This window comes from Hungatella sp. L36 (assembly GCF_014288035.1).
Genome location: NZ_JACOPC010000004.1, coordinates 114,519 through 127,578 on the forward strand (window position 1 = coordinate 114,519; position 13,060 = coordinate 127,578).

Here is a 13,060-nt window from a genome sequence, read left to right on the forward strand (position 1 = left end):
ATGCTGAATTTATTAATAGCGGTGGGGGCCCTGATCGGCGCGGCCGACTGCGTATGCGGAAATAAATTAAAGCTTGGAGAAAAGTTTGAGGAAGGTTTTCTATGTATGGGGCCGACTGCACTCAGCATGGTGGGAATTATCTGTCTTGCTCCTCTGCTGGGAAAAAGCTGTGCAATAGTTGTGGCGCCTCTGTTCCGGTCCTTCGGAATCGACCCGGCTATGTTCGGATGTATTCTGGCTAATAATATGGGCGGTTATCCATTGGCCATGTCTATGGCTGATGACCAGGGCGTTGGACTCTATTCCGGCCTTATCGTGTCTTCTACTCTGGGGGCCACCCTGGTCTATACGATACCGGTGGCGCTGGGGTTAATCAATAAAGACCAGCAGGGAGATTTTGCAACTGGAATTATGATCGGACTGATCACAGTCCCGGCCGGGGCTGTGGCCGGCGGTCTGTCAATGGGCCTTGATGCAGTCCTGCTGATTCGAAATACAATACCGGTAGCGTTGATATCCGGATTGGTGATTGCCGGCTTCCTGATCCTTAAAGACCGCGTTATCCGCGGATTTATGCTTTTTGCCAGGATTCTCAGGATCATTACGATTCTCAGCCTGGGAGCGGCAGCATTTACGTATATTACCCACACCCCACTCATCAATGGATTGGAACCGATTGAAAATGCTATGGGTATTGTGGCCGATATGAGTATTGTGCAGCTTGGCAGTATCCCCCTGGCATATCTCTTTATTTATCTGTTGAGACGTCCTCTTGCGGCAGCTGGAAGACTTCTGCATATCAATGATGTGGCGGCAGCAGCGATTCCCATATCCTGTGTAAATGTGTTATCAGCCTTTATGCTGATAAAGGATATGGACAGACGGGGGGTCATAATATCGGCAGCGTGGTATACGAATGCGATCTGTATTATCACGGCGCATTATGCCTACACCCAGTCGATCGATCCGCGCATGATTGCCCCAATGATGGCGGCAAAGCTCACAGGAGGAATTCTTGCTGTCATACTGGCCTGTATAATGGCCGGAAACTATAAAAAAGTAAAGGAAGAGTGTTGAGAATGGGTGTATTCAAATATCAGTCACCGGAACGTGCGCTGTTTGGTTTTGGAAGCGTACAGGGGATTCAGGATGAAATCCGAAGCAGAAAGCTTACAAAGGCACTTCTGGTAACAGGCCGTGATCTGGCTGACACGGCTATCGTAAAAAATGTCATTCATGCGCTGGAAGCAGCAGATACAGGCTATGCGTTATTTACTGATTTTAAGCCAAACCCTACAACAAACAATGTAAATCAGGGCTCGGATGCATTTATACGAAATCAATGCGATTTTCTCATTTCCGTCGGCGGCGGTTCTGCTCACGACTGCGCTAAGGCAATTTCCGTGGCAGCGGCGGGCGGCGGAAAAATTGAGGACTATACAGGGGCAGATAAAAGCAGCAGAGCATACCCGCTGATTGCGGTTACGACAACGGCGGGAACGGGGAGCGAATGTACCAGCGACTATGTAGTAGTCGATGAAGCGCAGAACCGGAAATATGGAAATTCCGACCGGAATGTGCTTCCCGTTCTGGCTGTGGATGATTATGAACTGATGATGAATATGCCTGCGTCTCTCACCGCAGGAACCGGGATGGATGCATTGACCCATGCGGTGGAAGCCTACTGTTCCATAGATGGAGCTTTGATTACATCGGAACTGGCTGCGGCTGCGGTGCGTCTGATCTTTGAGCATCTGGAACCTGCGGTGATTTCTCCGGATCGTAAGTCCAGAGAGGGGATGGCGGTTGCACAGTTTTTAGCAGGGCTGGCATTTGGAAACGCTGGCTGCGGACTCATTCATTCCATGTCCCATCAGTTAAGCGCGGTTTATGACCTGCCGCACGGACTGTGTAATGCGATCCTGATGCCGGAAGGATCACGCGCCAACAGGAAGGCTCCGGAAGCTGAAGAACGCTATGCCGCGTTATGCGAAGCTGTTTTCCCCATAGAGAGCCGCGATATGACAACCGGGGAGAGGGCGGATTATTTGATTGAAAGAATCGAAAAACTGTCAGAGGCGGTAGGGACGAAGAGGAAATTGTCGGAGCTTGGTGTTAAAATGGAGGATCTCTCCCTGCTGGCAGATAAAACGCTTTTAGATGCCAGTCTGCGCCATAATATTTACAAACCGGACAAAGAGGAAATCGAGACGATTTTTCGCAGTCTGATGTAAGAGGACTTATGAAGGATAAAATGTTAGTACGTATTGTTCTGGTAATTTTGGGCTCTGCTGTTATGGGACTCAGTATCAATCTGCTGGTTGCTGCGGGCTTTGGACTTGACCCGCTCTCCTTATTTCAGGCTGGCTTATGTAATGTATTTCATATTTCACTGGGACAGGCCTCCCAGCTTCTAATGACTGGTATTATCATAATCCTGTTTTTTCTGGACAGAAAACGGATTGGAATTGGCTCCATTCTAAACAGTATTCTGGTGGGAGCGTTTGTTAACTTCTTTGCAGCCGGTTTCCCCGCTGGGGCCCATGTGCCCCTCTGGGGCAGGCTGCTCAGCGCAGCCGGCGGATTTTTATTTATGGGTATGGGAATCGGGATCTATATATCCGCCAGGCTGGGAGAAGCCGGAATTGATGCCATGATGATGTATTTTATGGACAAATACCGGTATTCACTCAGGAATACAAGAATAACACTGGATGTCCTGTTAGCAGCATTCGGCTTTATCTTAGGGGGCTGCCTGGGCTGGGCAACTCTCATATCCATGGCAGTCAACGGAGTTATCATACAGGCTACCGTTCAGATCATGAAGCAATTGATAAGAATTAATTATAAAGGTGTTGAATAAATTTTCGAAAACCATTCATAATCCCTCTCACCGCCGCATAAGATATAAATAGTAAGTTATGAAACTATACGAACCAAAGGAGAGGATATAGCTATGGCTGAGATACATTACTTAATATCGGACGCATCTAAAAAGGTGGATGTAGAGTCCCACGTACTTCGCTACTGGGAGGACGAGCTTGAGCTTGCGATTCCAAGAAATGAGATGGGACACCGGTATTACACCGAAGCACACATCCGTTTATTCCAGCAGATCAAGGAACTGAAGGAAAAAGGATACCAGTTAAAAGCCATCAAGACAGCGCTTGATAAAATCATGGAAGACGGAAAAGATCCGGTGATACCGGACGAGCTTCTGGAGGAATCGGTGACACGGGCATTAAAAGAGAGCGCGGTAGTCACAGACAGCGGAGACGGAGAGACGGGACTTGCTGAAGTACATAGCACAGCGCAGGTAATCATTGCTCAGGAGAAGATGGAGCAGTTCCAGGAAATCATGAATCACATCATTGGACGGGCCCTGGAGGTCAACAATGAACAGCTGAGCCAGGATGTCAGCAGTATCGTAAATGACAAGGTGGTAAAAGAGCTGGAATATTTGATGAGAGTGAAGGATGAGAAGGAAGAAGAGCGTTTCAAACAGCTGGACGAGCTTCTCCGTTCGTATCAGAAAGATAACAAAGGGCGTGCCGAGGCCGCGGCTTCAAAGATTCCGTTTTTCAACCGGAAAAAGAAGTTTGGGAGAAATGGAAAGAAGCTTTAACGCGGCAGTGTAGGATCCACAGATAAAACAAGTAAACAACAAGATGATAAAGCTTACGATAAGGAAGATACAGAGATGAAAAACAGAATAATGGTAATACATGTATGAAAGCGGCGTGACTCGAATGGTCAGGCCGCTTTTGCGCACACTATGCAAAGGGAGTTTGGCTGAAAAAAGAACAGTACTTCGGAAGTATGCCTGTTTTTGCACTTTATATAGTGCAAAAATACAATTTGAATACTTTTTTGTAAAGGACTATACTGTGACTTGTCAGGGAGGTGCAGGATATGACAACTGTATTAGATTGTATTGAAAGGATTCCAAAATGTCTGAAGGGAATCAGGGACAGTTATCCGGAACGCGCAAAAAATATTGCGGATTATCTGTCTGAGAGCGGGATCAAAAAGGTTCGCCGCCTCGTGTTTATCGCCAGCGGGTCCTCTTACAACAGTGCCCACACAGCGAAGCTGTTTATTAAAAATCAGTGCGGAATAGAGACGGATTTCAAGTATCCGAATTTATTTGTAAATTATGAAGCCGATACGGAACTGAGCCGGGAGGCAGGTGATACGGATTCGACGGTATATGTGGTAATTTCCCAGGGAGGGGAGACAAAGCTTGTTTACCAGGCCCTGGAGAAAATTAAAAATGCGGACAGTCCGTGTATGGCGATCACCGCGGATGCGGAAGCGTCCATCGCAAGGATGGCCGGTTTCCACCTGGATATGGGATGCGGACAGGAGGAATACATGTACCGCACCATCGGATTTTCCACCTCAGCCGCCGTCTGCTGGTTGTTGGGACTTGCCGCAGGCGTCTATAATGGAGAGGTGACGGCGGAAGCAGAAGCAGGATATTTAAAGGACTTTGATGCGATGATCCAGAATCTGCCGGCTGTGGAAGCGGCGACGGAAACGTGGTATCAGGCCAATAAATTCTCACTGTTAAGAAGAAACAAAATGATGCTGGCCGGAACCGGAGACCTGTATCCAATCGTCAACGAAGGGGATATTAAGGTTATGGAGATGGTTCCCATGATGACAAGAAGCTTCGAGCTGGAAGAGTTTATCCATGGCCCTCAGAACTCTTTTGATGACGCGACCCTCTTCCTTATCTTACATCACCGGGGAGAGGACGACGAGAAGGCGAAGGCAATCGCCCGCTTCATCAAGGAGCAGATCGGTTTCTGCGCCCTGGTAGGAGAGGAACCGCTGGAAGAACGGGACTTATCCATCAGCCCGGCCAGCCGCTGGTTCTTCGGTCTGGAGTACGTGACCGTGTTCCAGGTGCTTGCTTACCGGATGGCGGATGACCGCGGAAGAGACTTACACAGAGGCGTCAACGCGGTAGTCAGCCACTATATCACAAAAACTTTATAAGTCACTGCACTAAGCGGGAAAGACCTCACTAAGTGCTCATAATGCGCCACTGCACTAAGCTCGTGAAAGACCTCGCTAAGTGCTCATAACGAGGAGGAAAAGAAATGAAACGAATGCTCATCGCGGCTCACGCAAGATTTGCGGATGGCCTGGAAAGCGCGCTGTCCCTGATTATGGGGAAGCGGGAAGACATCACCTGTATTAACGCATTTGTCACGGAAACACCTCTGGAAAAACAGATAGATGACTATGCGGAATCTCTCGGAGAGGGAGATCAGGTTCTGGTAATCACAGATGCATTTTTTGGAAGCGTGAACCAGAAAATCATGGGAAAACGGCTGAAGAACAGCCTGATTGTCACTGGGGCGAATCTGCCGCTGGTGTTGGAACTTGTCACTCTGCTGGACGGGGACAGCCCCATTACGGCGGATCAGCTGAAGAATACAGTGGCGCTGGCCAGAGAACAGCTTATGGTTGTGGAGATGGAAGAAGCCGCTGATTCATCAGATGACTTTGATTTCTAAATAGAAGGGGGATATCGATATGATAGTAAAATTAAGAATTGATGACAGACTTCTGCACGGCCAGGTAGCCTACAGCTGGAAATCGGCGCTCAGCTATAACGCCATCGTAATCGCCAGCGACGCGGCCGCGGCAGACGAGTTTCGGAAGGGCGTTATCAAGATGTGCTGCCCGGAAGGTGTGAAGCTGGCCACCAGAAGCGTGGAGGAAGCGGCGAAGCTGATCAATAACCCGAAACTGAAGGACATGAAAGTATTTGTAATCTGCGGTAGTCCGGCCGATGCGGGCGGCCTTTTAAAGAAGCTGGAGGAGAAGCCAGTCGTCAACTTAGGCGGAATTCAGATGGCGGACGGTAAGAAACTGTTTTCCAAGGCCGTTTATGTGGATGAGGAGGACTTAAGGAATTTGGATGAGATAGCTTCTGCGGGATATACCATCGAGGTTCAGGAAGTACCGTCCACGGCAATGGCAAAGTATGCGGACTTACGTAAGAAATTTTAAAAAGGGGGAAATGAAATTATGCAGGCAGCAATTTTAGTTGGACTCGCAATGGCAGTATTGTGGTTCCTGGAAAAATTAGGCGGTACACCTATGGTGATCCGGCCGATCGTGGTCTCACCGGTGATCGGTGCACTGCTGGGAGACTTACAGACCGGTGTCATGGTCGGAGCCACTCTGGAACTGGTATTTATGGGTGCTATTCAGATCGGAGCCGCGGTTCCGCCGGATGTATTAGTCGGCGCGGGACTTGGAACGGCGTTTGCGATCCAGTCCGGACAGGGAGCCGATATCGCTCTGGCTCTGGCACTTCCTATCGCGATTCTGGCCCAGTCATTAAAGGTTATCGTGTTCATTATCCGAAGCTGGTTCATGGATCTCGCCATGAAGTTAGCGGAGGCGGGAGACATCAAAAAGCTGTACGCATTAAACATCGGCGGTCTTCTGCTTCAGTGTTTCATGTATTTCGTAGTAGGTTTTGTGGCTCTGCTCTTCGGTTCACCGGCGGTTGAGGCGTTTGTAAACAATATTCCGCAGGTAATCTTAAATGGTCTCTCCGTAGCGGGCGGACTCCTTCCGGCAGTCGGTTTCGCACTTCTCCTTCTTCCGATGATGGAGAAACGCAATGCTATTTACTTCGTATTTGGTTTCATTCTGATATCCTATTTGAATCTGCCGATTATGGCGGTGACCATCATGGGCGTCGTGCTGGCCTTTGTGATCTGCTATGAAAAGGGCGCGTCAGGAAATGGGACAGCAGCGGCTGCAGCCGTAAGTTCAGAGGAAGAGGAGGATTTGTTCGATGAGTAAGCAAAAAATGTCTGCCGAAGACAAAAAAATGGTAAATGGCCTGTTCTGGAATTCATTCCTGCTGGAGGCCTCTTATAACTACGAAAGGCAGCAGGCCCTGGGCTTCTCCGTGGGTATGTGGCCGGCGATCAAACGTTTCTATAAGACAAAAGAGGGACAGGCGGAAGCCTTAAAGCGCCACATGGCGATCTTTAATACCACACCTCATATGGTATCCGTAATCAGCGGCGTTACAGCAGCCATGGAGAAGGAAGCCAGTGAGAACAAGGACTTTGACAAGGATATCATCAATAACGTGAAGGTAGGACTCATGGGCCCGTTAGCCGGAATCGGCGATTCCTTCTTCTGGGGCACACTGAGAATCATCGCCGCAGGTATCGGTTTATCTCTGGCACAGCAGGGAAGCGTTCTGGGCGCGATTCTGTTCTTAATCATTTTCAACGTTCCGCATCTCCTGATCCGCTACTACGGCACAGTGCTGGGCTATCAGTTCGGCGCAGGCCTAATGAGCAACTCGAAGAGCGCAGGCATCTTAAAAATGATTTCCAAGGGCGCGTCAATCGTCGGCCTTATGGTAATCGGCGCCATGAGTGCCTCCATGGTTGCGATGAAAACCCCGCTCACCTTTACCATTGGAGAGACGGCGTTTGAGCTTCAGGGATACTTAGATCAGATTTTCCCATTGCTGCTTCCGTTACTTTACACCCTGGCGATGTTTGGCCTCTTGAAAAAAGGCTGCAAATCAACTACAATCTTATTGATTACAATCGCAGTAGGTGTGATAGGTTCTCTTCTTCACATCCTTTAATCCTGGCGAACCCGGAAAGGTCAGAAGCTCATGGTTGAGGCAAGAACCAGATATGTCATCATGATAAAAACGATGTTAGGCAGGAAAACGTATGTAACCTCGGCTGCTCTCGCAGAAGCAGCCGGGGTTTCTGTGCGCACGGTAAAGTACGACTTAAAGGAGCTTCAGAGCTTCTTAAAGGAGTACGGCGTGGAGATCGAATCGAAACGGTCCTACGGCTACCGCCTGCTGGTGGGAGACGGCTCCGACATGGATGGGCTGTCGAAGGCGCTCCGGGCCAATCTGCGGAAAAATAAGGGCGAAGTGTTCCGGTATAATTTTCAGAGAGTCATCTATATCATCAACAAGCTGCTGATCGGAAAGCCGTACTATAAGGCGGAGGAGCTGATGGACACGTTTTACATCAGCCGTTCGACCCTTACCCAGGACTTGAACCGCGCCCGCACCCTTCTTGCCAAGTTCCGTCTGGAGATCGACGTGAATCTGCGGCGGGGAATCGGTGTCGCCGGTGATGAGCTGGACAAGCGCCTCTGTATTGCGGAATATTTCTTCCGGTACGATGACAAGCTTCAGGTTATGGTTCAGCGGCGGGCGGATGGCGGAAAGTATGACTGGGATGCCCAGAGAGAGGCACTGGTCCGGATCGTTTGGGAGGCGTGCCGGGCCAATAAGATCAGGCTGTCACCGTTTCTGGCCGTGGATCTGGCCAGTCATATGTATGTCAGTGTGCTGCGCATGAGGGCCGGATGCGGCATCGGGGAGCTGTCCTGCGGTACCATGACGGTGAATTATGTGAGGGAGCGGTACGCGGCAGGGGAGGTCGCGGACCAGCTGGAAGAGCTCTATTCCATATCGATTTCTGAGAAAGAGCGGGAGTATTTTGCCCTCCATATCCTGAGTAAGAAAATGCCGGACAGCGGGCCTGTCGGCTCCGAGGAACACGCCACATTAAAGCAGTGCGTGGCGGAAATCCTGCGGGAGGTGAAGGACAATTTTGAACTGGATTTTACCGATGATCCTGTGTTCCTGGACTTTTTATATACCAGCATTGAGCCCATGGTATTAAGGCTCAGAACGCATCTGATCGTCAGAAATCCGCTTCTGTTTGAAAATCTGCGCCGCTATCTGTTTGCCACCAAGGTGGCTCATTCCGCCAGCGGAATCATAGAAAAGCTGTTTGGAGTGCAGATGGACAATAATGAGTTCGCGTATCTGGTGCCGGCGTTTAACATGATTATCAGCACCCATGAGAAGCGGAAGAAGTTTAAGATCGGCTTCTGCGGGGACTTAGGGCTCTCGGAGGCGCTGATCTATTATAACGAGCTTTCGGAAAGCCTTCCGAAGGACGGCTATGAGCTGATATGGATGGATAAATACCACAATAACGGCTATTTGAACCAGCTTCAGTATCTGATCTATGTGAGCGACTACCGGCTGCCGGGAGATCTGCCGTACTATGAGATACAGGACGGAGATTCCACCAGCGAGGTCTGCAGTGCGATCGCGGAATATAAGCTGGAGCAGGTACAGATCGAGCAGTATTTAAAGCCGGAATTCGGCATTTTCGGACTGGAGGGGCGGAATCGGGATGAGGTCATGGAAAACCTGTACCGCTGTCTGGCCGGGCGCGGCCTGATCGCCACGGAGCTGGACTGGAAGAATGCTTTCCGGGCCAACGAGGTGGGCAACGGGATCGCCCATATCCAGGATCTGGGAAGAATCTTAAAGAATGCGGGCTGTTACGTCTGCATCTTAAAAACGCCTATTCTGTGGGAACAGGATATTATCAAAGTGCTGGTGATGATCAAGACGAAGCGGGACGGAGACAAGAATTTATCGCTGCTCTGCCGTATTGTCTCCAACTGGGCCTCATCGCCGGAAAAAGTGGAACATTTTTTAAAGACACAGAGCTATGATGTGTTCTGCGGCGACATTACGGAAGAATGCCTGAAGCTCTGCTTCTAGACCGGATTCTTCGGTCGAGCAGATGAGCCGTCTGAACGGCTGCGATCAGACGGCTCTGCACTGGAAAGGAAGAATTGCCATGCTGAAAAACCAGGTATATAAAGGAATTATATTTACGGCAGCCTCTGCCGTCATATTCGGATTTACACCCATTTTGGCCCGGATCTCTTATGACGGCGGGGCCAACGGGATTACGATGACGTTCCTGCGCTGTCTGCTGTCCCTGCCGATCCTGTTCCTGATCTTAAAAATAAAGGGAATCCCGCTTAAAGTGGAACCTGCCTGGAGAATGCCAGTGGCTGTGTGCGGCGTCTTCGGGGCATTCGCAACGACGGTGACGCTCTATATGTCATACTCATACATACCGGTGGGAATGGCCACCACGCTTCATTTTATCTATCCCGTGCTGGTTACCGCGGGCTGTGTCCTCATCTTCCGGGAGGGGATCACGATAAAAAAGGTGCTGGCTCTGCTCTGCGGAGCGGCCGGCACCGTGTTGTTTCTGGAACATTTTTCTGCGGCCACGGGAAGCGGCACCGGAATCTTTCTGGCGCTGCTGTCAGGCCTGTTTTACAGCATTCATATGGTAGTTATGGACAAGTCGGGGATCAAGAACATGCACTATTTTAAGCTGTCGTTCTACTTATGCCTGTTCGGCGCCGCCTTATCGGGAATCTACGGAGGCGTGACCGGCCAGCTGGCGCTTCACTTAACCGGCCAGGCGTGGCTGTTTGCATTCCTGGTCTCCATCTGTGCCTCCGTGGGAGCGATCAGCTTATTCCAGCTGGGAATCCGGTATACTGGCGCCTCTACGGCGGCCATACTGTCCACACTGGAGCCGATCACCAGCGTGATCCTGGGAGTGCTGGTCCTCGGCGAACTGTTCACCGCGAGAAAGATCGCGGGCTGTCTGTGCATCCTGCTCAGCGTGGTGCTGATCGCCGCTGCGGGGAAGAAGCGCTAAGTTCCTGTAGTGCATTGCGGTTAATTACGCAATGCAGTACCAGCCGCCGCCTTGACAAACTCGGAAAAGAGTCTGGCGGCGGCTTCATTTTTCTCCCATAGATACTCCGGATGCCACTGGACGCCGATGAAGAACGGGTAATCCGGCATCTCCACCGCTTCCACCAGCTGGTCGGAGGAACGGGCCGAGGCGACGAGGCTGGGAGCCACATCCCTGACTGCCTGGTGATGCATGCTGTTGACGGACAGTGTCTCCGCTTCCGCGATCTTGGCCAGACGGCTGTCGGGCTGCAAGGTCACGGTGTGGGAGGGGAGCGCGTAGGCGAAGGGCTGGGTGTGGGCCAGCGGGAAATCACTCTTTACCTGGCTGGGAATATCCTGCCAGATGGTGCCGCCCAGGCCGATGTTTAAAAGCTGTATCCCGCGGCAGATGCCGAGAACAGGCTTGCCGGTCTCCATCACCAGGGGGAGGAGAGCCAGTTCCATCTGATCCCTCTCGGCGGAAACGCTGCCGCAGCGGTCTAAAGTTTCTTCTCCGAACAGGAAGGGGTGGACGTCGGGGCCTCCGGTGAAGAGAAAGCCGTCCAGCGTGTCCACAAGCTGCCTTAAGTCGTCCTCAGACGAAGTCAGCGGGAGCACGACAGGAATGGCGCCCGCGGCCGTCAGAGCCTTTATGTAGGTGGGGCGCATCTGTATGTCGTTGTTGTCCGTGTTGTGGGAGGGCGTAAGACCAATCAATGGTTTTTTCATGAATCATACCTCGTTTCATTCATTGCATTTTTAATCTTCCTTACATTATATGTGATTTTATTTCCGGTTGCAATGGAAAACTGGTGCCGCCGCTCCTGCTCAGTAACTGTTCAATGAAACGTATCTACCGTATAATCACGGTAATGGAATCCCAGCCACCGTCCGGGCATGTCTCCGGGGAAACGGGGGGCGGGAATGGAAATAAAAGTATCGGAATTGTCTGTGCCGCTTCCCGGTTTTAACACCTGGGGAGCGGTTTTCTTTACGTGGCTAATTAATAAGTTCCACAACCGCTCTCTGACTTCCCTGTATTTTGGATCGTCCGCCAGATTATGGCGTTCCATGGGATCCTTTTCTAAATCAAACAGCAGCATACTGCTGCCAATTCTCGTATAGATCAGCTTTTTCCGGTCTTCCATCACACAGAAATTCGTATGAAGGCTGTCTCCATAGAATCTCTTTTCTTTCTGTCCCTTTCCACTGAGAAATGGCAGCAGGTTTTCTCCGCTTCCATCCTCCGGAGGGGTGAGTCCGGCCATAGCCAGTATGGTGGGAAATACGTCGGCCAGCGTGATGACGCCATCCACCTGGTTGTTGTGGGGGATGGCGCGCCCGGCTGGAGGAACAAGGATGAACGGCACATGGGCGGAGCCCTCAAAAAAGAGGTTCTTCTGGGACATGTAATGGTCACCCAGCATCTCTCCGTGGTCGGAGGTAAAGAGAATCCAGGTATTTTCAAAGAGACCGTGTTCTCTCAGCGCACCGAACAGCCGGCCGAGCTGGTAATCCACCTGGGTGATGCAGGCATAGTATGCCCTGCGGCTGGCTGCAATCTGTTCGGGACCGAAGAGATGCATATCTGTATTTTCGTAGGAACCGGCCAGAAAGCCCTGGGGGGTGTCTTCGAGGGAGTGGGACCAGTCTCCGTATACCGGTTCTGGCATGGAAATCTGCTGGTACAGTTCCCAGAAATCACGGCAGGGATCGAACGGTGGATGCGGCTTTGTGAAGCTGGTCCACAGAAAGAACGGGCGCAGGGGATCTCTGGTCTCGATAAAATCAATGGCTTCATCCCCGATCCAGGTGGTCATGCTGTCCCTGACCTCCACCGTGGAAATCACAGGCTCCATGAGGCATTCACCGATGCCGTGGACCTTGGGCCTTACCCGGTCGCCCCTTTTGTCACAGGCGCGCATGTAGTCCAGCGGCAGGGTCATATGCTCGAAGCCGTAGCAGGCCCTGGCCGGCTCAAAATGCATCTTTCCTTTTGCACATGTCTGATAACCGGCGTCCGTAAGCATGGCGGGAAGTGTCAGCCGCTTTGCTGTCCGCGCTTCCATAAATGCTCTGTGGTCCGCGTTGGATACAACGCCGCTTTCGTATCCCTCGATTCCCGTCATGATGGTGGTCCTGGAGGGGACACAGATCGGGCATGAGGCGTAACAGCCGGTAAAGCTGGTCCCCATGGCTGCCATATAATTTAAGTGCGGTGTGAAGATACTCTGGTTTCCCCAGGCGTTGATGGTATCGAAACGCTGCTGGTCCGTGGTGATCAGCAGAATATTGTCTTTCGTTTTTTGCTGCATTTCTTGCTGTACATTCATAATGGGTTCTTCCTCTCTCTTTGGGTACCGCGTCGGTTTCATTTCTGAGTTCAGTATAAAAAATACGGAGAAGGTTGTCTATCTCATAAACGTTAGATATACCTGCAAAAAAGTGAGATAAAAAACTGTGACAGAG

At 50.9% G+C, this 13,060-nt stretch carries 13 protein-coding genes; 11 read left to right on the forward strand and 2 right to left on the reverse strand.

Features of this window, described 5'->3' with window-relative positions; genetic code table 11:
* The 11 genes from H8S80_RS12160 to H8S80_RS12210 all read left to right on the forward strand — a co-directional run bounded on the left by H8S80_RS12160 (nucleotide 1) and on the right by H8S80_RS12210 (nucleotide 10,571).
* Nucleotides 1-1,077, forward strand: a complete 1,077-nt coding sequence (locus H8S80_RS12160) for an ethanolamine utilization protein EutH (RefSeq protein ID WP_002602011.1) — start codon at nucleotides 1-3, stop codon at nucleotides 1,075-1,077.
* Between the two features lie 2 nt (nucleotides 1,078-1,079).
* The gene (locus tag H8S80_RS12165; RefSeq protein WP_117633283.1) at nucleotides 1,080-2,234 is read left to right on the forward strand and encodes an iron-containing alcohol dehydrogenase; all 1,155 of its coding nucleotides are present in this window, start codon (nucleotides 1,080-1,082) and stop codon (nucleotides 2,232-2,234) included.
* Nucleotides 2,235-2,242: 8 nt separating this feature from the next.
* The gene (locus tag H8S80_RS12170; RefSeq protein WP_055657895.1) at nucleotides 2,243-2,863 is read left to right on the forward strand and encodes a YczE/YyaS/YitT family protein; all 621 of its coding nucleotides are present in this window, start codon (nucleotides 2,243-2,245) and stop codon (nucleotides 2,861-2,863) included.
* 93 nt (nucleotides 2,864-2,956) lie between these two features.
* Entirely contained in the window at nucleotides 2,957-3,625 is a 669-nt protein-coding gene (locus H8S80_RS12175) for a helix-turn-helix domain-containing protein (RefSeq protein WP_002602008.1), read from the forward strand.
* 287 nt (nucleotides 3,626-3,912) lie between these two features.
* Nucleotides 3,913-5,004, forward strand: coding sequence for an SIS domain-containing protein (locus H8S80_RS12180; RefSeq protein WP_117633282.1), 1,092 nt, complete (start codon nucleotides 3,913-3,915; stop codon nucleotides 5,002-5,004).
* 104 nt (nucleotides 5,005-5,108) lie between these two features.
* Complete coding sequence (locus tag H8S80_RS12185) at nucleotides 5,109-5,528, forward strand: PTS sugar transporter subunit IIA (RefSeq protein ID WP_117633281.1); 420 nt, start codon at nucleotides 5,109-5,111, stop codon at nucleotides 5,526-5,528.
* Nucleotides 5,529-5,547: 19 nt separating this feature from the next.
* Nucleotides 5,548-6,027 (forward strand): PTS sugar transporter subunit IIB, encoded by a 480-nt coding sequence (locus H8S80_RS12190; RefSeq protein WP_117633280.1) that lies wholly within the window; start codon nucleotides 5,548-5,550, stop codon nucleotides 6,025-6,027.
* Between the two features lie 18 nt (nucleotides 6,028-6,045).
* Complete coding sequence (locus H8S80_RS12195; protein ID WP_055657891.1) at nucleotides 6,046-6,834, forward strand: PTS mannose/fructose/sorbose/N-acetylgalactosamine transporter subunit IIC; 789 nt, start codon at nucleotides 6,046-6,048, stop codon at nucleotides 6,832-6,834.
* A complete protein-coding gene (locus tag H8S80_RS12200; RefSeq protein WP_002602003.1) occupies nucleotides 6,827-7,642 on the forward strand; it encodes a PTS system mannose/fructose/sorbose family transporter subunit IID in 816 nt (271 codons plus the stop codon). The genes H8S80_RS12195 and H8S80_RS12200 overlap by 8 nt, the downstream gene beginning before the upstream one ends.
* A 30-nt stretch (nucleotides 7,643-7,672) precedes the next feature.
* Entirely contained in the window at nucleotides 7,673-9,607 is a 1,935-nt protein-coding gene (locus H8S80_RS12205) for a BglG family transcription antiterminator (RefSeq protein ID WP_002602002.1), read from the forward strand.
* A gap of 79 nt (nucleotides 9,608-9,686) precedes the next feature.
* Entirely contained in the window at nucleotides 9,687-10,571 is an 885-nt protein-coding gene (locus H8S80_RS12210) for a DMT family transporter (protein WP_025531855.1), read from the forward strand.
* 20 nt (nucleotides 10,572-10,591) lie between these two features.
* Here the strand turns inward: H8S80_RS12210 and H8S80_RS12215 are convergent, their stop codons facing one another.
* Together H8S80_RS12215 and H8S80_RS12220 are read right to left on the reverse strand one after the other, a co-directional pair.
* The gene (locus H8S80_RS12215; protein ID WP_002602000.1) at nucleotides 10,592-11,320 is read right to left on the reverse strand and encodes a gamma-glutamyl-gamma-aminobutyrate hydrolase family protein; all 729 of its coding nucleotides are present in this window, start codon (nucleotides 11,318-11,320) and stop codon (nucleotides 10,592-10,594) included.
* 110 nt (nucleotides 11,321-11,430) lie between these two features.
* On the reverse strand, nucleotides 11,431-12,924 hold the full coding sequence (locus tag H8S80_RS12220; protein ID WP_117633279.1) for a sulfatase-like hydrolase/transferase: 1,494 nt from the start codon (nucleotides 12,922-12,924) through the stop codon (nucleotides 11,431-11,433).
* Nucleotides 12,925-13,060 lie beyond the last annotated feature (136 nt).